The organism is Pseudomonas sp. PDNC002 (assembly GCF_016919445.1).
Taxonomy (GTDB): Bacteria; Pseudomonadota; Gammaproteobacteria; order Pseudomonadales; family Pseudomonadaceae; genus Pseudomonas.
Genome location: NZ_CP070356.1, coordinates 5199272 through 5221508 on the forward strand (window position 1 = coordinate 5199272; position 22237 = coordinate 5221508).

The 22237-nt window shown below is 64.6% G+C and carries 26 protein-coding genes and 1 tRNA gene; 15 read left to right on the forward strand and 12 right to left on the reverse strand.

From position 1 onward, the window contains the following. Positions 1-19 precede the first annotated feature (19 nt). Both JVX91_RS23375 and JVX91_RS23380 read right to left on the reverse strand, forming a co-directional pair. Positions 20-496: a DUF3291 domain-containing protein gene (locus tag JVX91_RS23375; protein WP_345890298.1), complete on the reverse strand. Its 477-nt coding sequence runs from the start codon at positions 494-496 to the stop codon at positions 20-22. A 78-nt stretch (positions 497-574) separates the two neighbouring features. Then, positions 575-805, reverse strand: a complete 231-nt coding sequence (locus tag JVX91_RS23380; protein WP_205336481.1) for a DUF1127 domain-containing protein — start codon at positions 803-805, stop codon at positions 575-577. 97 nt (positions 806-902) lie between these two features. On the opposite strand from JVX91_RS23380, the gene JVX91_RS23385 reads away from it, so the two are divergent. After that, positions 903-1754 (forward strand): LysR family transcriptional regulator, encoded by an 852-nt coding sequence (locus JVX91_RS23385; protein ID WP_205336482.1) that lies wholly within the window; start codon positions 903-905, stop codon positions 1752-1754. Between the two features lie 6 nt (positions 1755-1760). On the opposite strand, the gene JVX91_RS23390 is transcribed toward JVX91_RS23385, so the two are convergent. After that, positions 1761-2507, reverse strand: a complete 747-nt coding sequence (locus JVX91_RS23390) for a sulfite exporter TauE/SafE family protein (protein ID WP_205336483.1) — start codon at positions 2505-2507, stop codon at positions 1761-1763. 110 nt (positions 2508-2617) lie between these two features. On the opposite strand from JVX91_RS23390, the gene JVX91_RS23395 reads away from it, so the two are divergent. The 3 genes from JVX91_RS23395 to JVX91_RS23405 all read left to right on the forward strand — a co-directional run bounded on the left by JVX91_RS23395 (position 2618) and on the right by JVX91_RS23405 (position 4689). Next, positions 2618-3574: a LysR family transcriptional regulator gene (locus JVX91_RS23395; protein ID WP_205336484.1), complete on the forward strand. Its 957-nt coding sequence runs from the start codon at positions 2618-2620 to the stop codon at positions 3572-3574. 89 nt (positions 3575-3663) lie between these two features. Beyond that, entirely contained in the window at positions 3664-4113 is a 450-nt protein-coding gene (locus JVX91_RS23400; protein ID WP_205336485.1) for a MarR family transcriptional regulator, read from the forward strand. A gap of 147 nt (positions 4114-4260) precedes the next feature. Further along, on the forward strand, positions 4261-4689 hold the full coding sequence (locus tag JVX91_RS23405) for an organic hydroperoxide resistance protein (protein ID WP_205336486.1): 429 nt from the start codon (positions 4261-4263) through the stop codon (positions 4687-4689). A 67-nt stretch (positions 4690-4756) separates the two neighbouring features. Here the strand turns inward: JVX91_RS23405 and efp are convergent, their stop codons facing one another. After that, the gene (gene efp / locus JVX91_RS23410) at positions 4757-5323 is read right to left on the reverse strand and encodes an elongation factor P (RefSeq protein ID WP_045211459.1); all 567 of its coding nucleotides are present in this window, start codon (positions 5321-5323) and stop codon (positions 4757-4759) included. Positions 5324-5365: 42 nt separating this feature from the next. After that, positions 5366-6493 (reverse strand): elongation factor P maturation arginine rhamnosyltransferase EarP, encoded by a 1128-nt coding sequence (gene earP, locus JVX91_RS23415; protein WP_205336487.1) that lies wholly within the window; start codon positions 6491-6493, stop codon positions 5366-5368. A gap of 160 nt (positions 6494-6653) precedes the next feature. Here earP and JVX91_RS23420 point away from each other — a divergent pair. Together JVX91_RS23420 and oprI are read left to right on the forward strand one after the other, a co-directional pair. Then, positions 6654-6743: transfer RNA gene (locus tag JVX91_RS23420), tRNA-Ser, on the forward strand. A gap of 412 nt (positions 6744-7155) precedes the next feature. Next, entirely contained in the window at positions 7156-7407 is a 252-nt protein-coding gene (gene oprI / locus JVX91_RS23425) for an outer membrane lipoprotei OprI (RefSeq protein ID WP_017517003.1), read from the forward strand. 130 nt (positions 7408-7537) lie between these two features. Here the strand turns inward: oprI and JVX91_RS23430 are convergent, their stop codons facing one another. From JVX91_RS23430 to JVX91_RS23440, 3 genes are all read right to left on the reverse strand, one after another. Then, positions 7538-8518 carry a L,D-transpeptidase family protein gene (locus JVX91_RS23430; protein ID WP_205336488.1) on the reverse strand — a complete coding sequence of 327 codons (981 nt, stop codon included), beginning with the start codon at positions 8516-8518 and terminating at the stop codon, positions 7538-7540. A gap of 73 nt (positions 8519-8591) precedes the next feature. Continuing rightward, positions 8592-8870, reverse strand: a complete 279-nt coding sequence (locus JVX91_RS23435) for a hypothetical protein (protein WP_205336489.1) — start codon at positions 8868-8870, stop codon at positions 8592-8594. A 71-nt stretch (positions 8871-8941) separates the two neighbouring features. Next, positions 8942-9547, reverse strand: coding sequence for an arylesterase (locus tag JVX91_RS23440; RefSeq protein WP_205336490.1), 606 nt, complete (start codon positions 9545-9547; stop codon positions 8942-8944). Between the two features lie 10 nt (positions 9548-9557). Here JVX91_RS23440 and JVX91_RS23445 point away from each other — a divergent pair, with 10 nt between their 5' ends. From JVX91_RS23445 to greB, 3 genes are read left to right on the forward strand one after another with little or no spacing between them, the layout of a single operon-like run. After that, positions 9558-10241, forward strand: coding sequence for an ABC transporter ATP-binding protein (locus tag JVX91_RS23445; RefSeq protein WP_205336491.1), 684 nt, complete (start codon positions 9558-9560; stop codon positions 10239-10241). Positions 10242-10254: 13 nt separating this feature from the next. Beyond that, the gene (locus JVX91_RS23450) at positions 10255-12756 is read left to right on the forward strand and encodes an ABC transporter permease (RefSeq protein ID WP_205336492.1); all 2502 of its coding nucleotides are present in this window, start codon (positions 10255-10257) and stop codon (positions 12754-12756) included. Positions 12757-12797: 41 nt separating this feature from the next. Continuing rightward, positions 12798-13295, forward strand: coding sequence for a transcription elongation factor GreB (greB, locus tag JVX91_RS23455; RefSeq protein ID WP_205336493.1), 498 nt, complete (start codon positions 12798-12800; stop codon positions 13293-13295). 155 nt (positions 13296-13450) lie between these two features. Here greB and JVX91_RS23460 read toward each other — a convergent pair whose 3' ends face one another. Further along, entirely contained in the window at positions 13451-13771 is a 321-nt protein-coding gene (locus JVX91_RS23460; RefSeq protein WP_205336494.1) for a hypothetical protein, read from the reverse strand. 181 nt (positions 13772-13952) lie between these two features. On the opposite strand from JVX91_RS23460, the gene thpR reads away from it, so the two are divergent. Continuing rightward, the gene (gene thpR, locus JVX91_RS23465) at positions 13953-14471 is read left to right on the forward strand and encodes an RNA 2',3'-cyclic phosphodiesterase (protein WP_205336495.1); all 519 of its coding nucleotides are present in this window, start codon (positions 13953-13955) and stop codon (positions 14469-14471) included. On the opposite strand, the gene JVX91_RS23470 is transcribed toward thpR, so the two are convergent. Then, positions 14457-15374: a LysR family transcriptional regulator gene (locus JVX91_RS23470; protein WP_240201655.1), complete on the reverse strand. Its 918-nt coding sequence runs from the start codon at positions 15372-15374 to the stop codon at positions 14457-14459. The genes thpR and JVX91_RS23470 overlap by 15 nt on opposite strands. A gap of 75 nt (positions 15375-15449) precedes the next feature. Here JVX91_RS23470 and JVX91_RS23475 point away from each other — a divergent pair, with 75 nt between their 5' ends. Beyond that, positions 15450-16478 carry a YeiH family protein gene (locus JVX91_RS23475; RefSeq protein ID WP_205336496.1) on the forward strand — a complete coding sequence of 343 codons (1029 nt, stop codon included), beginning with the start codon at positions 15450-15452 and terminating at the stop codon, positions 16476-16478. A 63-nt stretch (positions 16479-16541) separates the two neighbouring features. On the opposite strand, the gene JVX91_RS23480 is transcribed toward JVX91_RS23475, so the two are convergent. Together JVX91_RS23480 and JVX91_RS23485 are read right to left on the reverse strand one after the other, a co-directional pair. Continuing rightward, positions 16542-16976 carry a DoxX family protein gene (locus tag JVX91_RS23480; RefSeq protein WP_205336497.1) on the reverse strand — a complete coding sequence of 145 codons (435 nt, stop codon included), beginning with the start codon at positions 16974-16976 and terminating at the stop codon, positions 16542-16544. A 144-nt stretch (positions 16977-17120) separates the two neighbouring features. Continuing rightward, on the reverse strand, positions 17121-18545 hold the full coding sequence (locus tag JVX91_RS23485; protein ID WP_205336498.1) for a transglycosylase SLT domain-containing protein: 1425 nt from the start codon (positions 18543-18545) through the stop codon (positions 17121-17123). 224 nt (positions 18546-18769) lie between these two features. Between JVX91_RS23485 and JVX91_RS23490 the strand changes: the two genes are divergently transcribed. The 4 genes from JVX91_RS23490 to JVX91_RS23505 all read left to right on the forward strand — a co-directional run bounded on the left by JVX91_RS23490 (position 18770) and on the right by JVX91_RS23505 (position 22237). Continuing rightward, the gene (locus tag JVX91_RS23490) at positions 18770-19570 is read left to right on the forward strand and encodes a TatD family hydrolase (RefSeq protein ID WP_205336499.1); all 801 of its coding nucleotides are present in this window, start codon (positions 18770-18772) and stop codon (positions 19568-19570) included. Between the two features lie 137 nt (positions 19571-19707). Beyond that, positions 19708-21186, forward strand: coding sequence for a methyl-accepting chemotaxis protein (locus JVX91_RS23495; protein ID WP_205336500.1), 1479 nt, complete (start codon positions 19708-19710; stop codon positions 21184-21186). Positions 21187-21297: 111 nt separating this feature from the next. Continuing rightward, complete coding sequence (locus JVX91_RS23500; RefSeq protein ID WP_205336501.1) at positions 21298-21657, forward strand: Mpo1-like protein; 360 nt, start codon at positions 21298-21300, stop codon at positions 21655-21657. 142 nt (positions 21658-21799) lie between these two features. Further along, positions 21800-22237, forward strand: coding sequence for a molybdopterin-dependent oxidoreductase (locus JVX91_RS23505; protein ID WP_205336502.1), 438 nt, complete (start codon positions 21800-21802; stop codon positions 22235-22237).

A 22237-nucleotide genomic window follows, 5' to 3' on the forward strand; every position in this document is an offset into this window, starting at 1 on the left:
ATTGCCGTGGCTGGCTGCATCAGGCCGGCTCGGCGACCGATCCGGGCACCGGGAATGGCCGGGCGAAGGTGAAGACCTTCGGCGAGGGGCCTTCTTGCCGCAGACAATCCAGACGCTCGCGGGCCATCTGCACATCGGGCAGCTCGCCCTCGGGCAGCCACCAGAGCGCCAGGCTGGGTGCGGGCAGGCGCTCCATCCAGTCGCGCTTGCTGCGCAGCACCTGCAAGTGCTCGCCGCCATAGACGTAGTCCTTGAGCGCTTCCACCGATTCCCAGACGGACAGGTTGACGATGATCAGCGGATCGTCGAAGACGCGAATAGACGTGGCATCGCCCTCCTCCGTCTGCAGGCGCCAGACGAATCCGGGGCTGCGCTCGGCAAGGGCATTGATGTGATCGAGCTGGTCGACGAAGCCCTTCATCAGGGGATGATCCAGCGGGGCGCGGGCCCTGGCGATGTTGACCTGAGCGAGGTGATAACGATGGGGCACGGGCATCCTTGTCATGGCTTGTGGTTCGGTGAGTGAACGGTGGAAGCACGGGCGGCACGGCGAGGGGCGTGCCGCCCGGCGGGCTCAACGGCGGATATAGTCCATCCAGAACGGGCGCTCGACTTCCTGCTGGATATCGGCGCGACTCAAGCCGATGTCCTTGAGCGCCTCATCGCTCATGGACGCCAGTTCACGGCGCTGGCGGGCCAGTTCGTGCCAACGCAGGGCACGTTTCAGGATGCGTTTCCACAGCGGCGCGACCGGGGCTTTGTGGAAACGGTAGGACGTTGCGACGAAACCGATTTGACCTTTCATCTTGCTTCCCTCCCAGTGGGGTTGGATGCAGTTTCTCGCTCGCGCTAAGATCAATCCAACGAATCATTCTTATGCGACCCATCTCGGAGATTGATGAATGAGCAGCTTCCCCAGCATCGACAGCGAACTGCTGCGCACCTTCGTCGCCATCGCCGACCATGGCGGCTTCACCCGCGCCGCCGAGATGGTCAACCGCACCCAGTCGGCGGTGAGCATGCAGATGAAACGCCTGGAAGAGGATGTGCTGGAGCGCAGCCTGTTCGAGCGCGACGGCCGCCAGGTACGCCTGACGCCGGAAGGACAGATCCTGCTCGGCTACGCGCGGCGCATCCTGCGTTTGCAAGGCGAAGTGTTCAACACCTTCCGCCAGCCGCACATGGTCGGCTCGGTGAAGATCGGCACGCCGGACGACTACGTGATGCGATTTCTGCCCAGCATCCTGTCGCGCTTCGCCGAGGCCTACCCACTGGTGCAAGTGGAAGTGCACTGCGATTCGTCCGCGCAACTGCTGATGCGCAACGACCTGGACCTGTCCATCGTCACCCGCGAGCCGGGTACCGAGATCGGTCAGTTGCTTCGCCAGGAATCCTTCGTCTGGATGGCCGCCGAAAGCTTCTGCCCGCAAGACCAGCGCCCGCTGCCGCTGGCGATGTTCAACACCTCGTGCTTCTGTCGTGCCTGGGCCTGCAATGCGCTCGAAGCGATGAATGTCGACTACCGCATCGCCTATAGCAGCCCGAGCCTGTCGGCACTCTTCGCGGTGGCCAGCGCTGGGCTGGCGGTAACCGCCCAACTGCGCAGCCTGCTCACCGGCAACCTGCGCATCATCGGCGAGGATGAAGGCCTGCCGGTCCTGCCCAATGCGAGCATCGTGCTGTTACGCGGCCAGAAGATCACGCCGGTGACCGACAAGCTGGCGGAGTACATCGTCGAAGGCTTCAAAACCTGAGGCGACTCAACGCACCGCCAGCAGCACCGCGCAGAGCACCAGGAAGCCACTGAACGCCATGCGCAGCTGTCGCTCGGGTAGCGCATGGGCCAGACGCACGCCCCAGGAAATGCTCACCAGGCCGCCCACGGCCAGCGCGGCGCCCATGCGCCAGTCCACATGTCCATGCACGGCGTAGGTCGCCAACGCCACACCCGTGCTTGGCGCCGCCAGGGCCAGCGCCAAACCCTGCGCGATCACCTGGGTAAGGCCGAAAACAGAGGTCAGTACCGGCGTCGCCAGCACCCCGCCACCCACGCCAAACAGCCCGCCCAGCGAGCCGGCGCCAAGGCCCAGCACGCCCATCCAGGGCAAGCCGAAGCGCGGGGTACTCCCGCCGTGTGGCGCACGCTGGAAAAGGCGCGCCAAGAGATACAGCGCCAGTACCACGAGGAAGATGACGAACGCCGTGCGCATACGCTCGGCATCGAGGTTGACCGCAAGGCTGGAAGCGAAGAAGGCGCATACCAGGCCGGTTACCGCCAGTACCGCGGCCTGGGCGGCATCGATTCGGTTGCGCTGGTGATAGCGCCATAGCGCCAGCAACACGTTCGGCACGACCATCACCAGCGCGGTGCCCTGCGCCAACTGCTGGTCGAGCCCGAACAGCACACCCAGCGCCGGAATCGCCAGCAGGCCACCGCCGATACCGAAGAGTCCGCCAAGACTGCCGAGCGCGATACCCAGAAGAAAATCCACAACCAGATCCCACATGCACGCCTCCCCACACAGAGGGCCATCCTAGAAAACCCCGGCTGGATGGGAAACGCAAAGCACAGCACAATGGCTTTGCCACTTTCGCAAAGACGCAGGCAAGTCCCAACGTGAATCCCTCAACCCTTGAAGATCAACTGGATCTTTACCTGGACGTGCTCGACAACGGCAGCTTCTCGGCAGCCGCGCGGCTGCGCCAGCTCACGCCCTCCGCCGTGGCCCGGCGCATGGATGCGCTGGAACAGGGACTTGCATCGACGCTGCTGGTGCGCAGTACCCATATCGTGCGCGCCACCCCAGCCGGACTGGCCTTCGCCGAACGCGCCCGGCGCATCGTCAGCGAGTTGCGCCAGGCCCGCGCCGAAGCGGTCTCCCTGAGTACCGCGCCGGAAGGGTTGATCCGCATCGATGCACCAGTTCCCTTCGGTCGCCGCCACCTCGCCCCGGCGCTGTCCGATTTCCTCACCGACAATCCCGGCCTGGACGTTCAGTTGCGCTTGATCGACAGCTTCACCGACACGCGTGGGGAAAACCTCGGGCAGGTAGATCTGGTCCTGCGCATCGGCACGTTGCCCGACAGCCGGCTGGTGGCGACACGCCTGGCCCCCATGCGGCGGATCGTCTGCGCCAGCCCCGCCTACCTGAGCAGCCACGGCGTACCGTCCACGCCGCTGGAATTGCCCGACCACATCGGCCTCGACTGGGAAGGTCTGGCGCCGCCGCTGGCGTGGCGCTTCCTCATCGACGGGAAACTTCAGCACCTTCGCCCACGGCGGTTGCGCATGACTGCCAACAATGCGGAAACCCTCGTCGAAGGCGCATTGCAGGGGCTGGGCCTGGCGCACCTGCCGACCTGGCTGTGCAGCGAGTATCTGCTGGCCGGGCAACTGCTGCCGTTGTTCTGCGAAGGCGGCTTACCGGAGCCGGAACCAGGCACCATTCACGCCTTGCGCCTGGAGCGTGGCACCCATCCCCGCAGCGAACGTCTGCTGGCCTTTCTGCTGGAGCGCTTCGGTTTTCCACCACCGTGGGATGCCGCGCTGGCGGAACAACTGTTCAAGAATTAACCATCGCGCTAAATTACTGTGCGATCATCTATTTACCCAGGCGCTCATCCTGGCCCCTGATTTCTGGGCTCTACTCTCTGGAGGACGCGATGAACCAGCCAGATCTGACCTGCGAAGCGCTCAAGCTCGACAACCAGCTGTGCTTCGCCCTCTACTCCACCTCCCTGCAGATGACCAAGGTCTACAAGCCGCTACTGCAGGAACTGGGCCTCACCTACCCCCAGTACATCGCCATGATGGTGCTCTGGGAGGAAGACGGCATCACCGTGGGCGAGATCAGCTCGCGCATGCTGACCGATCCGGGCTCTCTCACTCCCCTGCTCAAGCGCCTGGAAGCCGAAGGCCTGATCACCCGCACCCGCAGCCAGGCGGACGAGCGTGTCGTGCAATTGCGCCTGACGGACAAGGGCCGCGAGCTGCGCCGACAAGCGGAGCGCATTCCAGCCTGCATCCTCGCCACCAGCGGTCTAACGTTGGAAGGCCTCCTGGCACTCCAGCAGGAGCTCGTGGAGCTGCGTAAACACCTGCAAGCCCCATAATCCGGGGCTTATGCCGATTTGGCAGCGCGTTTAGTCAGAAATCTTCCAATAATTATCTTGCGCACTAAATTAAATAGAACTAACTTTCACCTCACGCACTGCTTAGTGCACAAGATATTAACCACCCAGACAATCGGAGACACCGCCATGCAAGCCATCAAAGCCCTCTACACCGCCACCGCTACCGCCACTGGAGGCCGTGACGGCCGTGCCGTTTCCTCGGACGGCATCCTCGACGTGAAACTGACTACCCCGCGTGAACTGGGCGGCCAGGGCGGCGAAGCCACCAACCCGGAGCAACTGTTCGCTGCCGGCTATTCGGCCTGTTTCATCGGCGCCATCAAGTTCGTCGCCAGCCAGAGCAAGAAGCAGATCCCCGCGGACGCCTCGATCACCGGCAAGGTCGGCATCGGCCAGATCCCCGGCGGCTTCGGCCTGGAAGTGGAACTGAACATCAACCTGCCGGGCCTGGACCAGGCCGAGGCCGAAGAGCTGGTCGCCAAGGCCCACCAGGTCTGCCCGTACTCCAACGCCACCCGCGGCAACATCGACGTGCGCCTGAACGTCAGCGTCTGAAACGGTTAAACGGCAGAAACGAAAAAGCCCGGCGAATGCCGGGCTTTTTCTGTGTCGCGAATCAGGCTCAGGCCTTGACGCGGGACTTGTACTCGCCAGTGCGGGTATCGATTTCGATCGAGTCGCCGATTTCGCAGAAGGCGGAAACCTGGACTTCAGCACCGTTCTTCAGGCGAGCGGTCTTCATCACTTTACCGGAGGTGTCACCACGGACAGCCGGCTCGGTGTAGACGATTTCGCGAACGATGGTGGTCGGCAGTTCGACGGAGATCACTTTCTCGTTGTAGAAGACCGCTTCGCAGACGTCGGTCATGCCGTCTTCGATGAAGGTCAGCACGCCTTCCAGGTCGCCTTTCTCGATCTCGTACTGGTTGAACTCGGTGTCCATGAAGACATACAGCGGGTCCGCGAAGTAGGAGTAGGTCACTTCCTTGCGATCGAGGATGATCGGTTCCAGCTTGTCGTCGGCCTTGAACACGGTCTCGGTGCCAGCACCGGTCAGCAGGTTCTTCAGCTTCATTTTGACGACCGCGGAGTTACGGCCGGATTTGTTGAACTCGGCCTTCTGGATCACCCAGGGGGCGCCGTTGATGTTGGCAACCTGACCGGCGCGGAACTCTTGTGCGGTTTTCATACGATTATCCGATTGGATTGGAGACAAAAAACAGGGGCCATATCATAGCCAATTTGTATAAAAACGCACCAGCCCCGAAGCAAGATCGGTTTGTTCGGTCAAACGCCGCTGCCAATTGCCAATCCACTGCGACCACTGCGGCAGTTGTCCTTCCAGCCTGCGCCACCCTTCCCCTGCATCCCCGCTGCCATTCCAGGCCAGCCAGAAGTCGCGTAGCGGTACACGCAGTGCATCGTCCATACCCTCACCGAACAGTGCCAGGAACGCTTCCAGCTTCTCCAGGTGCGCATCCGCTTCCTGCTGGTAGATATGCCAAACGAAGGGCCGTCCTGCCCACTGGGCGCGAACGAAGGAGTCTTCGCCGCGTATCGCATTGAGATCGCAGCTCCACAGCAACAGGTCATAGTCTTCCTGGCGCACGAACGGCAATACCTGGATGCGCAGCGCCTCTCGCCGGTATTCATCCCCCGTCTCCAGCTTCCTCCCGGCCCAGGCCTCGACATCCGCCAGCACCCGCCCCTCTGGAACCAGCAGCAGCGTTGGCGTTGCACCGGCCGCCAGCGCATCCAGCCAGCCGGAAAGCGCGGCATTCTCGTAGGCGAACAGGGAAATTCGCCGCTCGTTGCCCAGCAGGCGTACACCGAGGCCTTCCAGGAACCGCGCACTCGCCGCGGGATCGCCCTGGAACGCGTCGCGCTGGCGGATCAGCTCGGCTTCGCACAACAGCCCACCGGTCGCTGGCGTGAAGCCAGGAAAGTAGAAGTATTTCTGCAATCCGCCAGCCTGCATCGAGGGCAGGCCGTGACAGGACTCGACCCATGGCTCGGCGCTGAGGTATTCCAGATTGAGCCAAAGCGGCGCGCTTTCGCGCCGGGCCATTGCCTCTATATAGGCGGCCGGCAATGTGCAGGCGAAGGCTTCGATCACGATGTCGGCTTCCGCGGGCCCGGACCAATCCGCGGTCCAGAGTCGAACCTCCACTCCAGCCCACCGCTGCAACTGGGCGTGCGGGTCCGCCGACGGGCAGAGGCGAACGAACGCGGCCAGATCATCCACCCAGAGTCGCACTTCCTGCCGATGCTCGGCCGCCAGTTGGCGCGCCAGGCGCCAAGTGACGCCGATATCGCCATAATTGTCGACCACGCTGCAGAAGATGTCCCAGCTCGCCATGCGCTTTCCCACGTATCAGAGGGCGCCAGTGTACCCGCGATCCGCCTTTGCTCCTTAAGCCGATGAATCCGTTGGGAAAAACTTTCAAAAAACATTTGCCAACCAGGAAACCTTTGAGTAAAGTGCGCGCCTCGACAGACACAGCGCTGTCGAGAAATCTGGTGAGGTGTCCGAGCGGTTGAAGGAGCACGCCTGGAAAGTGTGTATACGAGAAATCGTATCGAGGGTTCGAATCCCTCCCTCACCGCCAGATCATGAAAAAGCCCGGCTAAGCAATTAGCCGGGCTTTTTCGTTTTCGTCCTTCACACTTTCTTCACCTGTTAGCGCCTACTTGCAAGTTGTCAGTTGGACAAATGCACAACGGCGATTAAACAGTTGTTCGACCATTGTCGACAGTCATCTGACAGCTTGGTTCCGAAGATCGGAAAGCAGCCACAGGCCGGCCTGACACCCGTTGGAAACACGCCTTTGCCAGATTGGACAGTTTTTGCCCAAATCGGCCTCGGACAACTGCGAAGAGTCCCCCTAACATGAAAAAAAAGTGCCGTACTTGCGCTTGGTCAGTTTACTTACTACAAGTAATGGGTACTATGTAGTCCGGCTAATTTCCCAGTCATGGGAGATTGCTTTTAATGGAAATGTCCACCTTAAGGGGAACACGATGAACAACGTTCTGAAATTCTCTGCTCTGGCTCTGGCTGCTGTTCTGGCCACCGGTTGCAGCAGCCACTCGAAAGAAACCGAAGCACGTCTGACCGCTACTGAAGACGCCGCTGCTCGCGCTCAAGCCCGTGCCGATGAAGCTTATCGCAAGGCTGACGAAGCTCTGGCCGCCGCTCAGAAAGCCCAGCAGACCGCTGACGAGGCTAACGAGCGCGCCCTGCGTATGCTGGACAAAGCCAGCCGCAAGTAATAGATCTTCGGATCTGTTCGAAAAACCGACCCTTAGGGGTCGGTTTTTTTATGCCCGCAAGAAAGTCGCGGGCAACAAAAAGCCCGCTCGACCCTGAAGGTCGGCGGGCTCTTTGGCAGCGCGCCGCGAGTTACTGCAGCGGCATGGCGTCCTGGTCGACAGTAGCGGCAACCGGCGCGCCCTGAACTTGCTGCGGCTGTGCGATGGCAACCGGCAGGCCATCTTCGGCGGCGACCACTTCACGCACCACGTTCCAGTCCATCTGCATCTGGCTGGCGATATCTTCACGCTTGAGCAGCGCGTTGATCACCGCGGTGTGCTTGTCGACTACCGACGGATCACCGTTGTCGTCGATCGGCGCATGGGCTTCCAGGTAGATCTTGCCCTCGCTGCGACCGAACTTGTACGGCTCGTTGATGATGCGCACCGGAGTGCCCACTGGAATCATCGAGAACAGCTGGGTGACGTCCCAGTTGTACATGCGGAAGCAACCATGGCTGGTACGGGTGCCGATGCCGAACTTCTTGTTCGAACCATGGATCAGGTAGCCATGGAAGCCCAGGCTCATCTTGTACGGACCCAGCGGGTTATCCGGACCCGGCGGCACCACGGACGGGAGCGGGTCGCCATCGGCGGCGTGCTCGGCGCGGATCGACGCTGGCGGATACCAGGCCGGGTCCTTGGTCTTGGCGATCACGCTGGTGCTGCCGACCGGCGAGCCCCAGCCTTCACGGCCGATGCCCAGAGCGTACGTGTAGACCACGTTCTTGCCCTTGGGGAAGTAGTAGAGGCGGTATTCGGCGAGGTTGATCACCACGCCATCGCGCGGGCCTGCCGGCAGCACGAAGCGGGTCGGAATGATGATCTCGGTACCCACGCCCGGCAACCAGGCGTCGACACCCGGGTTGGCGGCGATCATCTCGGAGTAGCCGAGGCCGTATTTCTCGCCGAGGTCGGCGAAGGTGTCTTCGTACTTGGCCTTGATCACCTGTACCTGGCCGACGATATCGTCACCCGGCGGCGGCAGCGGCAATTCAATGGCGGAGACGGGGCCGGCCGAGAGCAGCGCGGCGAGGGACAGCGAGCAGGCGGCAATGACGCGCGACAACATCCGAGGATCCTTGACGAGGGCAATGGGCAAAGGGCGAACAGTTTAACATTGCCGACCGCGTCACTGGGAGATATCAGACGAGCCAGGAGCCCCGCGCGCCGTGCTTTTCCTCTTCCAGTTGTTTCAAGCAGGCACTGCAGATACGCCGATCGCGCAACAGCGGCCGCTCAGCCCCGCGCCAGAGCGGCTGCGCCGGCAGAAGGCTACCGCACAGCGTGCGATCGGCCGGGGTACCCAGCTCCAATTGGCGCGCAACGAGATGCACGCGGACCTCGCGGCAGGCGAACAGATCCAGTTGCTCATCGGGTTCGATCAACTGATAGGCGAAGAGAGTCCAGGCGGGGCGCGGCATAGGGGGTTCCAGAAGGGTGCGCAAACATAGCCGAAAGGCCGGTCGCGGGGAAGCCTCGATTCCGTGGTTTATCAAAGCAGCGGCTTGAGCGTCGGCCACACGTTGTCGAGCAGTTTAGGCTGCGCCGCCACCGCCGGATGGATGCCGTCGGCCTGCATCATGTCCTGCACGCCCCCTACTCCTTCCAGGAAAAACGGTACCAGGGGAATCTTCTGTTCGCTCGCCACGCTGTCGAAAACCTTCGCGAAGGCATCGGTATAACGCTGCCCGTAGTTGGGCGGCAGGCGCATGCCCAGCAGGATGACCTTGGCGCCCGCCTGGCGCGACTGATCCACCATGGAGGCAAGATTCTGTTGCAATTGCGCCGGTGCCATTCCGCGCAAGCCGTCGTTACCGCCCAGCTCGATCACCACCAACTTCGGCTTCTGCTCCGAAAGCAGCGCCGGCAGGCGCGCGAGGCCACCCGCCGTGGTGTCGCCGGAGATCGACGCATTGACCACGTTGTAGTCGAAACCCTGCTCCTTGAGGCGCTTGTCCAGCAGGCTGACCCAGCCCAGGCTGGTATCCAGCCCCAAACCGGCGCTGATACTATCGCCGACGACCAACAGCGTCTGCGCCGCGGCCTGCTGCGTGATCAGAAGCAACGCCAGGCAGCCGCCCATTAGCCATGCACGCATCGGAATCTCCATGAGCGAACGCATTCTTACCGCGCGGAACCTTAGCAAGGTTGTCTCCAGCGCGGAAGGCAAGCTGACCATCCTCCACGACCTCTCCCTCGACCTCGCCCGCGGCGACAGCCTCGCCATCGTTGGCAGCTCCGGCTCGGGCAAGTCCACCCTCCTCGGCCTGCTCGCGGGGCTGGACCTGCCCAGCGGCGGCGAGATCGTCCTGCTCGGCCACACCCTGGGCAGCCTCGATGAAGACCAGCGCGCGCGGGTACGAGCCGCCCACGTCGGCTTCGTCTTCCAGTCCTTCCAGTTGCTCGACAGCCTCAATGCGCTGGAGAACGTCATGCTGCCGCTGGAGCTCGATGGCCGGAAGGACGCCGAGCAGCGCGCCCGCGAGCTGCTCGAACGGGTCGGCCTCGGCCAGCGCCTGACCCACTACCCCCGCCAGCTCTCCGGTGGCGAACAGCAGCGCGTCGCCATAGCCCGCGCCTTTGCCGCCGAGCCCGATGTGCTGTTCGCCGACGAGCCCACCGGCAACCTCGATACCCATACCGGCGAGCGCATCAGCGACCTGCTCTTCGAGCTGAACCGCGAGCGCGGCACCACCCTCGTCCTGGTGACCCACGACGAACGCCTCGCGCACCGCTGCCAACGCCATATCCGGCTGGAAAGCGGCCACCTGATCGACCACGTCGAACCCTGACGGACGAGAGCCGATGAAGCCACTGTCGCTGCCCAACCTGTTTCGCCTGTCCCTGCGCCAGCTGTGGCGCGAAGGGCGCAGCGGCGAACTGCGCGTGCTGTTCTTCGCCCTGCTGGTGGCAGTGGCGGCCAGCTCCGCCATCGGCTATTTCAGCGCGCGCCTAAACGGCGCGATGCTGGTGCGTGCATCGGAATTCCTCGGGGCCGATCTGGTGCTCACCGGCACCCAGCCAGCGCGCCAGGAACAGATCGACAGCGGCCTCAAGCTCGGCCTTCAGCACGCGCAGAGCGTCGAGTTCTCCAGCGTGGTGGCGACCGACAACGGCATCCAGCTGAGCAGCGTGAAGGCCGTCGGCGACAGCTATCCCTTGCGCGGCGAACTGAAAAGCGCCCCCGCGCCCCTGCAACCGGAAGTCGAAGGCGGCCGTCCCGCGCCCGGAGAAATCTGGGTCGAATCACGCCTGCTGGCGAGTCTCGATCTGAAGATCGGCGACAGCGTCGACATCGGCCGCAAGCCCCTGCGCATCGCCCGCGTGCTGACCTACGAACCGGACCGTGCCGGAGACTTCTACAGCCTTACCCCGCGCGTGATGATGAGCCTGCAGGACCTGGACGCCACCGGTGTGGTGCAGCCCGGCAGCCGGGTTCGCTACCGCGATCTTTGGGGCGGCCCGCACGAAGCGCTGCAAACCTATCGCCAGACTACCCAGGGCACCCTCGCCGCCAACCAGGAATTGCAGGATGCGCGCCACGGCAACCGGCAGATCGGCGACGCCCTGGGCCGCGCCGAGCGTTACCTGAACCTCGCCAGCCTGGCTGCCGTGCTGCTCGCCGGCGTGGCCGTGGCGCTATCGGCCAACCGCTTCGCCACCCGCCGCTTCGACGCCAGCGCCCTGCTGCGCTGCCTCGGCCTGTCGCGCCGCGAAGCCTTGCTGCTGTATGGCAGCCAGCTGTTCGTGCTGGGCGTGGTCGCCAGTGTCTGTGGCGCAATTCTCGGCTGGCTGGCGCAGCTCGGGTTGATGCATCTGCTTGGCAACCTGCTACCGCCGGAAATCCCCGACGCCGGTGTCGTTCCGGCACTCGCCGGCATGGCTACCGGGCTGGTCGCCCTTGCCGGCTTCGCCCTGCCGCCGCTCGCAGCGCTTGGCCGCGTGCCGCCGTTGCGCGTGCTGCGCAGCGACCTGCTGCCGGTGCCGATGCGTACCTGGGCCGCCTACGGCTGTGCGCTGCTTGCCCTGGGCCTGATCATGTGGCGGCTGAGCCTCGACCTGAAACTCACCCTCGCCCTGCTCGGTGGCGGTGCCATCGCCGCGGTGATCCTCGGCTTTATCCTGCTGCTCGCGTTGCGCGGACTGCGTCGCGCCCTGCAAGGGGCCAGCCTGCCCTGGCGACTCGGCCTCGGCCAATTGCTGCGCTATCCCCTGGCTGCGGCCGGACAGAGCCTTGCCTTCGGCCTCATCCTGCTGGCCATGGCGCTGATCGCCCTGCTGCGCGGCGAGCTGCTGGACACCTGGCATTCGCAGCTTCCGCCCAATGCGCCGAACCATTTCGCGCTGAATATCCTGCCTGCTGAAAAAGAAGGCTTCGAGCAACGGATCAAAGCGATCTCGCCCAACGCCGAAGACCTCTACCCGATGGTGCCCGGCCGTCTGGTGGCGGTGAACGGCAAGCCGGTCCATGCGATGAACGAGGACATCCGCAGCGAGCGCGCCCTGCAGCGCGACCTAGGCCTGACCTGGTCCGCGCGCCTGCCCTCGGGTAACCAGATCGTCGCCGGCGACTGGTGGACCGCTGGCGAAAAGAGCGAGCTGCCGGGCGTCTCGGTGGAGGAAAAGCTCGCCGGCAACCTCGGCCTGAAAGTCGGCGACCACCTGAGTTTCACCGTCGCCGGCCAGACCCGCGAAGCGCAGATCCGCAGCCTGCGCTCGGTGAAGTGGGACAACTTCCAGCCCAACTTCTTCATGGTCTTCGAGCCCGGCACCCTCACCGACCTGCCGGTGACCTACCTGACCAGCTTCTACCTGCCCGCCAGCCAGGAGCGCCAACTGATCGAACTGGCCCGCGCCTACCCCACCGTCACCCTGCTCCCCGTAGACGCATTGCTCGCACAGCTGCGCAGCATCCTCGACCAGGTGACACTGGCCGTGGAATACGTGCTGGTATTTGTCCTCGCCGCGGGCTTCGTGGTGCTGTTCGCCGGCCTCCAGGCGACCCTCGACGAACGCCTGCGCCAGGGAGCCCTGCTGCGCGCACTCGGCGCAGAACGTCGGTTGCTGATGCGTACGCGGCGTAGCGAGTTCGCTTTGCTTGGCGCCGTCAGCGGCCTGCTGGCGGCGCTGGGCTGCGAGCTGATCAGCTACCTGCTCTATCGGCTGGTCTTCGACCTGCCGTGGAGCCCGCACCCCTGGTTGCTGGTACTGCCGGCGCTCGGCGCAATCCTGGTCGGTGGCGCGGGACTACTGGGAACGCGGCGCGCGCTGAACGTCAGCCCGCTGCGCCTGCTGCGCGAGGGCTGATCGGGTAGACTGCGCCGATCACTCTCGTTGCACTGGACGCCATGAGCCGCTATCGCCCGCCCCGCCCCGCCGGAACGCCCCTGATCACCCCCGAAGGCGAAGCCCGCCTGCGCGCCGAACTACACGAGCTGTGGAACGTGCGCCGCCCGCAGGTGACCCAGTCGGTCAGCGAGGCTGCCGCGCAGGGTGATCGATCCGAGAATGCCGAATACACCTACGGCAAGAAGATGCTGCGGGAAATCGACAGCCGCGTGCGCTTCCTGCGCAAGCGCCTGGAGAACTGCAAGGTGGTCAGCGAGCGCCCGGCCAATCCGAACAAGGTCTACTTCGGCGCCTGGGTCACCCTGGAAGACGAGGACGGTGAGCAGGCCCGCTACCGCATCGTCGGCCCGGACGAACTGGACCTGCGCAACAACCACATCAGCATCGACTCGCCGCTGGCCCGCGCCCTGGTGGGCAAGGAACTGGACGCCGAGGTCATGGTGCGCAGCCCGTCCGGCGAGAAATTGTGGTTCGTGGTGGAAATCGAGTATCCCTGAGCAACCGCAGTGCACGCGCTGAATCGCGCGGGCTCAACCTCGGTCGCGGATAAGATCCGCTCCTACAAGGTTCATTACGGCAGGCGCGCTTTTCGTAGGAGCGGACCTTGTCCGCGAAGGGCGCCCACAGGGCGCCATCACAGGGAAACGGACAGTCAGAGCGGTTGCGGACGGCGGGTGATCAGCCCCTGCCGGGCCACGCGGATGAGTTCGTGAACAGCCGATTCCAGCTGCTCCGCCACCGGCGCCTGGACCACCGCGAAGTCGAAGCTGTCGGACGGAAAACGCGAGAGGTCGGCGAAGGTTTCCGCAAACTGGATCAGGAAGGTGCGCGAACCGTTCCAGCGCTTGGGCCAGCCATCGAGGTAACGGACGAGGGTGGGCTGGTGATTGCCGCCCAGGAGAATTTTCGGATTGCGGCGTACCAGGCCCGTGGTGATCGGGGCCAGGCGTACATGCGGGTTGGGACAGGTCATGGTGTCACGTCTCCGCCTCAGGGGTCCTGCTGGACGCGGCGAGAGGCACACCGAACCAGCGCTTTAGCGGTATTTCGATGTCAGCCATCGCTGCATCCGCGCCCCGCAAGTTGCTACTTAAATCGGCGCTGTGCGGCATCCTAGAGAAGCCCCGGCAAAGCTGTCAAGGAGACGTCAGTCGATGACCACACCCCCCCTGCGGCTATTCTTCGCCCTACCCTGCCCGGCGGAACTGGCGGCCCGGATCTGTGCCTGGCGCGATAGCCTGGACCTCGACGGCCAGCCCGTCGCCCAGGCCAACCTGCACATGACGCTGGCTTTCCTCGGCTCGGTGCCGCGCGGGCGCAAGGCGGAGTTGCGCGCCATCGGCGAGCGTCTGCCGCGCCAGGGTTTCCAGTTGACGCTGGATCATCTCGCACGCTGGAGCAACGGCATCCTGCACCTGGCCCCGAGCGAAGTACCGGCGACCCTGCACGAGCTGGTACAGGCTCTGCGCGAGGAACTGAAAGCGGGCGGCTTCGAGGTCGAGCATCGCCCGTTTCATCCGCACATCACCCTCGCGCGCCACGCCCGGCATGCGCCGCCGGCGACGACATCGTTCCAGCTGCCGGCCCAGGCGGTGACGCTGTACAGCTCGGAGAACAGCCCCACCGGCGTGCGCTACCGCGCCATCGGCGAGTGGCCGCTAGAGAGCCTCTGAGCGCACCGCCCAGGCCTGGGCGTAATCGAGAAAACGGCGCAGACCCGCGGTGGGGTACTTGTCGATATGCAGCGCCTGGAAGAAGGTGCGCCGCAGCGGCCCCAGGGGATTATCCAGGCGCACCAGCTCGCCGCGCCCCAGCTCCGCCTGGACCACCCGCTGCGACAGGCAGCCGATCCCGAAACCATTGCCAACCAACTGCTTGATCGCTTCCGCGTTGCTCACTTCCAGCGGCGCATTGACGCTGCCCAGGCGCTGCAGCACCTGCTGCTCGAAAGTCACTCGCGTGCCTGAACCGGCTTCCCGCAGCACCCAGCGCGCCGCCGCAAGGTCCTTCAGCGTGATCCGCTCAGCCCGCGCCAGGGGATGATCCGGCGCCACCACCAGCAGCAGCTCGTCAGCCATCCAGGGCGTGAGCTGGATCTGCGGATGCTGGATCGGCGCCTCGATGAACGCCACGTCCAGGCGGAACTCGGCCAGCGCCTCGATCACCCCGCCGCTGTTGGCGACCTGCAGCTCCAGGCGGCTCTCGGGAAGTTCGCCCAGAAAACCGGACATCACCTGCGGCAGCAGATAGCCGCCGATGCTGCGGCTGGCCCCCAGGCTCAGTTGCACCGGCGCCGCCTCGAACAGACTCTCCAGCTCGGCGCTCTGCGCCAGCAATGCGCTCGCCTTGGGATAGAAGGCGCGGCCGTTGTCGTTCAGCGCCAGCCGTTTGCCGCTGCGGTCGAACAGGCGCGTGCCGAGGGTACGCTCCAGCTCCTGCAACGCCTGGCTGGCGGCGGACTGCGACAGCGCGATGCGTGCCGCGGCCTGGGTGACGTTGCCCAGCTCGGCAATCGCGGTGAAGGTCGCCAACTGGCGAAGGGTGATACGCGGGCCCATATCGATAAAACCGGTCATCCCAATAAGAACAATCCGTTTTTACACTAAGCGGCGCGGCGGCACCATGGCTTCACCTTACACAAGGAGTCCCCCATGAACGCCCTTCGCCGCACGCCTTACCTCCTCCCTGGCGCCCTGCTCTGCCTGGCCATCGCCTTCGGCTCCCGCCAGCTGATGGAGATTCCCGCGCTGCAGCATCTCGGGCTGGGCAGCCTGACCCTGGCCATCCTCATCGGCCTGCTGGCAGGCAACCTGGGCATGGCACGCTTCGGCAGTATCCGCCCCGGCGTCGACCTCTCTCGCCAGCAACTGCTGCGCCTGGGCGTGGTGCTCTACGGCCTGCGCCTGACCTTCCAGGACATCGCCGCCCTCGGCCCGGCTGCCCTGATCATCGATGTGCTGATGGTCGCCAGCACCCTGACCGTCGCCTGGTGGATCGGCGAGCGCTGGCTCAAACTGCCGCGCGAAAGTGCCTTGCTGATCGGCGCCGGCAGCGCCATCTGCGGCGCTGCGGCGGTGATGGCAAGCAGCCCGGTACTCAAGGCGCGGGCCGAACACACCGCCGTCGCCGTAGCCACCGTCGTGCTGTTCGGCACCCTGGCGATGCTGCTGCACCCGTTGATCTACGCAGCGCTGCCCAATCTGTTCGGCAGTGAACAGGCCTTCGGCGTGTTCACCGGTTCGACCATCCATGAAGTGGCCCAGGTGGTCGCCGCCGGCCGCGCCATGGACCCGGCTGCCGCCGACGCCGCACTGATCAGCAAGATGCTGCGCGTCCTGCTGCTGGCTCCGGCCCTGCTGATCCTCGGCCGCGTCGGCTGCGCCGAAGCCGCCGAACCTGGCCAGCGCCGCAAACTGCACATTCCCGGCTTCGCCGTGTTCTTCCTGTTGGTGACCGGCCTGCGCTCGCTGGGCTGGGTACCGGAAAGCTGGCTGGCGCCGCTGCAGCAACTGGACGACGTGATGCTCGGCATGGCCATGGCCGCACTGGGCCTGGCCACCCGCCTGGGTGACCTGCGCAAGGAAGGGCCGAAGCCGCTGCTGCTGGGCGCCGGGCTGTTCGTCTTCCTGCTGGTGGGTGGCGGCCTGATCAACGGTGGCGTGCAGTACCTGTTCCACTGAATCGAAGGGGCAAAGAAAAAGGGCGGACACTTTCGGTGTCCGCCCTTTTTTGTTTCGGTCAGATCAGCTGGACAGCTTGCGATCCAGGGAGAACGGGCCGGCGCCACTGATCAGCAGCGCAACGCTGATCATGATCAGGGTGAAGGCGTATTCGAAACCGTTGGCCGTGATGAAGAAGCCGTTGGCCAGGTGCACGCTGAACACCGCGACCAGCATGGCGATGATCAGCGGGATGCTCGCCAGGCGCACCAGCAGGCCGAGCACCAGAGCCAGGCCGCCGAAGAATTCCGCGCTGCCGGCCAGGGCGGCCATCAGGTAGCCCGGAGTCACGCCGAGGGATTCCAGCCAGCCCGCCATGCCTTGCAGACCCGGGCCACCGAAGGCGCCGAAGAGTTTCTGCGAGCCGTGAGCCATGAAGGTCAGGCCAGTGGTGATACGCAGGATTGCGATGCCGGCGCCAGCGTTGGTGGACAGGATGGATTTGATCAGCGAGTTCATGGTGCGTCCTTGTTTGATGCTCATACAAGAGAGTGGGGGTTGCGTAGGAAGTGGGTGGCAACCGCGGTTGCTTGACGACCAATATAGACAGTTTTTCCGATATCAAAAGCGCAAAATAGCGCTAATTACTATCGAATAAACCAATCACTTCTTGATCGCCGCCACGCTCTCCCGTGGCTCGAGGCCATCACGTTCCCGCTGATATGCAAGATAGTACTTGTTGACGCTGCTGACGTAGTTCACCACGCCCATGCCCAGTTGCTCGGCCGCCACGCGCTCGACCTGGAAGAACCACTGGTTGGGGTTCAGACCCTGGCGCTTGGCCTCCGCGCGCAGGCTTTGCACCCGCTCGGGACCGGCATTGTAGGCAGCAAGAACGAAGGCCATGCGGTCCCGTTCGTTGATGCGCGGACTGGAGAAGAAGCGCTTGCGCAACATGGCCATGTAGCGGCTGGCTGCCTGCACATTGCTGTCCTTCTGGTGCACGGTATCCACGCCGACGGCGCGGGCCGCCGCCGGGGTGATCTGCATTAGCCCAGTAGCGCCGCCAGCGCCGCGCGCGCTGGCATTGAGATTGGATTCCTTGAAGCCCACCGCGGCCAGGGCCAACCAATCGACCTTGCTCTGCTCGCCGTAGCGCTGCAGGGTCGGGCGCACGGCTTCCAGGCGTTTGCGGTCGGGAACCAGCAACGGGTTGCGCACCTGATAGGCGCGCCGATACAGGCGCTGGAACGCGGCATCCTGGTCCGCGGGGGCGCGGTAATCCTTGAGGAAGCGGTTGACGCTGGCACGCAGCATTGGCGCGTCGCGGCGCACATACCAGGCCATCGGCTCGCTGTTGTCGAGCACGAGGTGACGGTCGATGCGCAGCTTGGGGAACACCTTGCCCCAGCGTTCGGCGATGGGCTGCTCGACCACCGTGTAATTGAAGATGCCGGCCTGGACCATCTCCAGCACGTCTTCCACGGCCAGGGAGGAATCGGTCCACTCCAGCACCAGCGGCGCGAGGCGTTTCTGCGCCAGGCGTTCGTTGACCTTGCGCACTGCCTCGCCCGCGGCGCTGCCGGCCGGCAGCGTGATGGTGCGGCCGGCGAGTTGTTCGAGGCGTACGAACTTGCGGTTGCCCTGCTTGGTCACCAGCACCAACGGCACGTCGGCCTTCCACGGCAGGCTGGCGCTGACGTTCTGCCCATCGCGGGCCAGCAGGACTTCCCCCGGCGCGACCAGATCGCCCTCGCCACGCTGCAGCGCGCCGAGCAATTGATCCTTGGCCTTGGGAATGAATTTGACGGTGAGCGGCTTGCGCCCCGGCGCGGTGTCGTTGAGGAACTGCTCGAAGGCGCGGAGACGGCGATATTCGACTCCGATGGGTTCGCCCTTGATCTCGCCGGAGCTGTTGCGGCTCTGGTTGACCAGGACCCGGAGGGTACCGCCGGAGCGGATGGACGCAAGGTCGCGTGCGTCGCTGCTTTCCTGCTCCCAGTTTTCCGGCTGGGCTGTCAGGCGCGCGGCCGCCGGCAGTGGCGTCAAGGCCACGAGGCACAGCAGTAGCAGCAACAGTCGCGTCATCCAGCTCTCCAGGGGTTCGCACACGGCACCGGCCCGTTCAGAGCGCGGCGTTGACCGCAAGTTCCCGGCCGCCGAGGGCGCGCGAGGGTCTCACAGCCAGGGCCTGATGCCAACCCGAAATTCCGGTAGCACTTTCAGAAGTGGCTTCAACTATCTGTTTTAGAAGGATTTTCTTGGAAAAACAGGGTTCTGCTATGCTGCTCGCCCGAACCAAGGGAAGCACCATGCAACTGATCGACATCGGCGTCAACCTCACCCACCCGAGCTTTGCTCCGGAACGTGAAGCCCTACTCGCCCGCGCTATCGAAGCCGGCGTCGCGCAGATGGTGCTGACCGGCACCAGCCTGGACGACAGCGAACAGGCCCTCGAACTATGCCGGCAACTGGACGAAGAACAGCGCCTCTACTGCACTGCCGGCGTCCATCCGCACGAGGCCAGTCACTGGGACAGCGGCAGCGCGAAGGTGCTGCGCGGCCTGCTCGCGGAGGACCGGGTACGCGCGGTGGGCGAATGTGGACTCGACTTCAACCGCGACTTTTCGCCGCGTCCGCTGCAGGAAAAGGCCTTCGAGGAACAACTGGCACTGGCGGTCGAACTGCAGCGTCCGGTATTCATTCACGAACGCGACGCAGCCGAGCGCCTGCTGGCCATTCTCAAGGACTTCCGCGACCAGTTGCCCGCCGCCGTCGTGCACTGTTTTACCGGCGAGCGCCGCACCCTTTATTCCTACCTGGACCTCGACCTGCATATCGGCATCACCGGCTGGATCTGCGATGAACGCCGTGGCACTCACCTGCAGGAACTGGTCCGGGAGATTCCCGCAGGCCGACTGATGCTGGAAAGCGACGCACCGTACCTGCTCCCCCGCAGCCTGCGGCCCAAGCCGAAAAGTGGCCGCAACGAGCCGGCCTACCTGCCCGAGGTACTGAGCTGCGTCGCCCTGCACCGTGGCGAGAGCGCCGAGGCAGTCGCCGCCCACACCACCCGGTGCGCCCGCCAGTTCTTCGCCCTTCCGGAAATTTGAAGCAGCTCTCAAGATCGCGGCCCGGCAGCCGATAAGTCGGGGGCAGAAGGTGGCTTGATCGGCATCAATGGCCAGCCTTCATCCTTTTCACGACAATAGTGGCGCCTTGACACTATTCGACCGACAAGAAGACTCATATGGCCGCCTGGATCCGCGATATCTCCCTCAAGTACAAATTCTGGGCCGTTAACGCGGTCGCCTTCGTGACGACCCTGCTGCTGGTGCTGTTCGCCATGCACCAGGAGCTTGGTGCACGCAATCTGCAGGCACGCCAGGGTGCCGAGGCCCAGGCGCAGTTGCTCAAGAGCTGGCCTGCGGGCACGCCATTGCCGTCCAGCTCCAGCCTCGTCAGTTTTACCGCCGGCAGCTCACCGCAGATCGTCGGGATCGACGGCTCTGTCCTGTCCCGCGCCAATGGCTGGGTCGACCTGGAAGGTGCGCAGACCCGTGCCGGCTCCCTGGCGGGCGCGTACGTCCAGGACATCGGCAATGGCCAGCGCGTCGCCGTGCTCGCCCCCGGCGCCGACTTCTGGAACGTCTTCGAGGACCGCGCCGTGCCCTATGCCGGCGCCGTACTGGTGCTGATGCTGGTCCTGCTGGGCGCGTCGCAATTGCTGATCCGCTTCATCCTCACCCACCTGCTGACCCTGCGCGACGTGATGCTGCACGTCGAGAAGAGCGGCGACCTGTCCGCCCGCGTGCCGCTGGACAGCCGTGACGAAGTCGGCCAGATGGCCACCGCCTTCAATGCCATGCAGGCCGGCTACCAGCGCGTGGTCGGTACTGTCGCCCAGGCCGCCGGACGCCTCGACGAAGGCGCACGCACCCTTGCCAGCAGCATGGGCCAGGTGCGCCAGGGCATGCTCGGCCAGCAGAGCGAGACGGACCAGGCCGCCACCGCCATCAACGAGATGTCCACCACTGTCCACCACATCGCCCAGCATGCCGCGGACACCCGCGACCAGTCGCAGGAAGCCGATCGCCTGGCGGGCAACGGCCAGCAGGTCGTCGGTCGCGTCGGCCAGTCCATCGCCGGGTTGTCGCAGGGCGTGCAGCAGACCGCCGAGATGATTCAGCAGCTGGCCCAGGACAGCCAGAAGATCAGCAGCGTGGTCAGCGTCATCCACGGCATCGCCGAACAGACCAACCTGCTCGCCCTCAACGCCGCCATCGAGGCCGCCCGCGCTGGCGAGATGGGCCGCGGCTTCGCCGTGGTCGCCGACGAAGTGCGTAACCTCGCCAAACGCGTACAGGACTCCACCGACGAGATCACCCAGATGATCAACGCGCTGCAGTCCGGCACCCGCGACGCCGTGGAATTCATGCAGGAGAGTTCGATCAAGGCCGACGGCTGTGTCGAGGAAGCCCGCGAGGCCGGTGAAGCGCTGGCCGCCATCGCCTCGGCGGTGGCGCTGATGCGCGAGAGCAACACGCAGATCGCCGTGGCCGCCGAGCAGCAGAGCCAGGTGGCCGAGGAAATGACCCGCTCGGTGGTGGGCATCCGCGACGTCACCGAGCACACCGTGCAACAGACCGTCGACTCGGCCGGCACCAGCCACCAGCTCGCCGATCTGGCCGGCGAGCTCAGCCGCGCCATTCGCCAACTGCGTCTGTAAGCTCTATCGAGGGCATAGCCTGCGCCCATTGGCGCAGCCTCGTCCGGGGTGCCTAGACTGCTGATATCATGCCCACTGCCGTTGGTGGGCTTCAGCTTCGGGAGCTTCCCCATGGGCAAACGCCACCCCAACCTCTTCACCTGGCAGTGGCATGGCTACGCCGCCAACCACCGCAATCCCACGAACCTGGCACTGCACATCATCGCCGTGCCGCTGTTCATCCTCGGCGCACTGACGCTGCTCAGTGGCCTGTTCAGCGTGAGCCTCGCGGCGATCCTGCTGGGCGTCATCGGCATGGTCGCGTCGCTGGCCATCCAGGGACGCGGCCACAAGCTCGAAGAGCAGGCTCCCGAACCCTTCACCGACCGCCAGGACGCCATTGGCCGGCTGCTGGCCGAGCAGTTCGTCACCTTCCCGCGCTTCGTTTTAAGCGGTGCCTGGTGGCGCGCCTGGCGTAATCGCGGGCAATAAGACCCGGCGCGGCATTTCGGCCATTCAAGTCCGGGAGGGGTTCGCCGATATAATCGTCGAGATTTCGTCGCGAGCTGTAGAGATGTCGGCTTTTCGTCATTTTATTGGCATTTCGGCCTGCCTTTTTATTGGCACGAATGCCATGTCTTCGCAGGCCCCTGATGCCGGACGCACCGTGCTGACCATCACGCTGCCCGGCGATGCCGCGCTGGAACGGCGCTACACCCTCGACGAACTGGCGGCGCTGCCACACAGCACCCTGCGCTCGCCCATGCCGGACGAGCGCCACATCCACGAGTGGCTGGGCGTACGCCTGAGCACGCTGCTCGAAGGCATCGACCGCGACGGCGCCAAGCGCCTGCGCATCGAGGCGCTGAACGACTACTCGGCGCTGATTCCCCTGAGCGATCTCGACGCCTACGAACCAATCCTCGCCTATCGCCGCGACGGGCAGTCCCTTGGCATCGCCGAGCGCGGCCCGTTGTTCGTCATCTACCCCATGGTCGACTACCCGGAGTTGCGCACGCAGCTCTACTTCAATCGCACCGTCTGGCAGGTGAGTCGTATCACCCTGGAATGA

Bases quoted from the DNA above. Each gene is read 5' to 3' on its own strand.
- JVX91_RS23375 (WP_345890298.1), bottom strand. From the start codon at position 496: ATGCCCGTGCCCCATCGTTATCACCTCGCTCAGGTCAACATCGCCAGG.
- JVX91_RS23380 (WP_205336481.1), bottom strand. From the start codon at position 805: ATGAAAGGTCAAATCGGTTTCGTCGCAACGTCCTACCGTTTCCACAAA.
- JVX91_RS23385 (WP_205336482.1), top strand. From the start codon at position 903: ATGAGCAGCTTCCCCAGCATCGACAGCGAACTGCTGCGCACCTTCGTC.
- JVX91_RS23390 (WP_205336483.1), bottom strand. From the start codon at position 2,507: ATGTGGGATCTGGTTGTGGATTTTCTTCTGGGTATCGCGCTCGGCAGT.
- JVX91_RS23400 (WP_205336485.1), top strand. From the start codon at position 3,664: ATGAACCAGCCAGATCTGACCTGCGAAGCGCTCAAGCTCGACAACCAG.
- JVX91_RS23405 (WP_205336486.1), top strand. From the start codon at position 4,261: ATGCAAGCCATCAAAGCCCTCTACACCGCCACCGCTACCGCCACTGGA.
- efp (WP_045211459.1), bottom strand. From the start codon at position 5,323: ATGAAAACCGCACAAGAGTTCCGCGCCGGTCAGGTTGCCAACATCAAC.
- earP (WP_205336487.1), bottom strand. From the start codon at position 6,493: ATGGCGAGCTGGGACATCTTCTGCAGCGTGGTCGACAATTATGGCGAT.
- oprI (WP_017517003.1), top strand. From the start codon at position 7,156: ATGAACAACGTTCTGAAATTCTCTGCTCTGGCTCTGGCTGCTGTTCTG.
- JVX91_RS23430 (WP_205336488.1), bottom strand. From the start codon at position 8,518: ATGTTGTCGCGCGTCATTGCCGCCTGCTCGCTGTCCCTCGCCGCGCTG.
- JVX91_RS23435 (WP_205336489.1), bottom strand. From the start codon at position 8,870: ATGCCGCGCCCCGCCTGGACTCTCTTCGCCTATCAGTTGATCGAACCC.
- JVX91_RS23440 (WP_205336490.1), bottom strand. From the start codon at position 9,547: ATGCGTGCATGGCTAATGGGCGGCTGCCTGGCGTTGCTTCTGATCACG.
- JVX91_RS23445 (WP_205336491.1), top strand. From the start codon at position 9,558: ATGAGCGAACGCATTCTTACCGCGCGGAACCTTAGCAAGGTTGTCTCC.
- JVX91_RS23450 (WP_205336492.1), top strand. From the start codon at position 10,255: ATGAAGCCACTGTCGCTGCCCAACCTGTTTCGCCTGTCCCTGCGCCAG.
- greB (WP_205336493.1), top strand. From the start codon at position 12,798: ATGAGCCGCTATCGCCCGCCCCGCCCCGCCGGAACGCCCCTGATCACC.
- JVX91_RS23460 (WP_205336494.1), bottom strand. From the start codon at position 13,771: ATGACCTGTCCCAACCCGCATGTACGCCTGGCCCCGATCACCACGGGC.
- thpR (WP_205336495.1), top strand. From the start codon at position 13,953: ATGACCACACCCCCCCTGCGGCTATTCTTCGCCCTACCCTGCCCGGCG.
- JVX91_RS23470 (WP_240201655.1), bottom strand. From the start codon at position 15,374: ATGACCGGTTTTATCGATATGGGCCCGCGTATCACCCTTCGCCAGTTG.
- JVX91_RS23475 (WP_205336496.1), top strand. From the start codon at position 15,450: ATGAACGCCCTTCGCCGCACGCCTTACCTCCTCCCTGGCGCCCTGCTC.
- JVX91_RS23480 (WP_205336497.1), bottom strand. From the start codon at position 16,976: ATGAACTCGCTGATCAAATCCATCCTGTCCACCAACGCTGGCGCCGGC.
- JVX91_RS23485 (WP_205336498.1), bottom strand. From the start codon at position 18,545: ATGACGCGACTGTTGCTGCTACTGCTGTGCCTCGTGGCCTTGACGCCA.
- JVX91_RS23490 (WP_205336499.1), top strand. From the start codon at position 18,770: ATGCAACTGATCGACATCGGCGTCAACCTCACCCACCCGAGCTTTGCT.
- JVX91_RS23495 (WP_205336500.1), top strand. From the start codon at position 19,708: ATGGCCGCCTGGATCCGCGATATCTCCCTCAAGTACAAATTCTGGGCC.
- JVX91_RS23500 (WP_205336501.1), top strand. From the start codon at position 21,298: ATGGGCAAACGCCACCCCAACCTCTTCACCTGGCAGTGGCATGGCTAC.
- JVX91_RS23505 (WP_205336502.1), top strand. From the start codon at position 21,800: ATGTCTTCGCAGGCCCCTGATGCCGGACGCACCGTGCTGACCATCACG.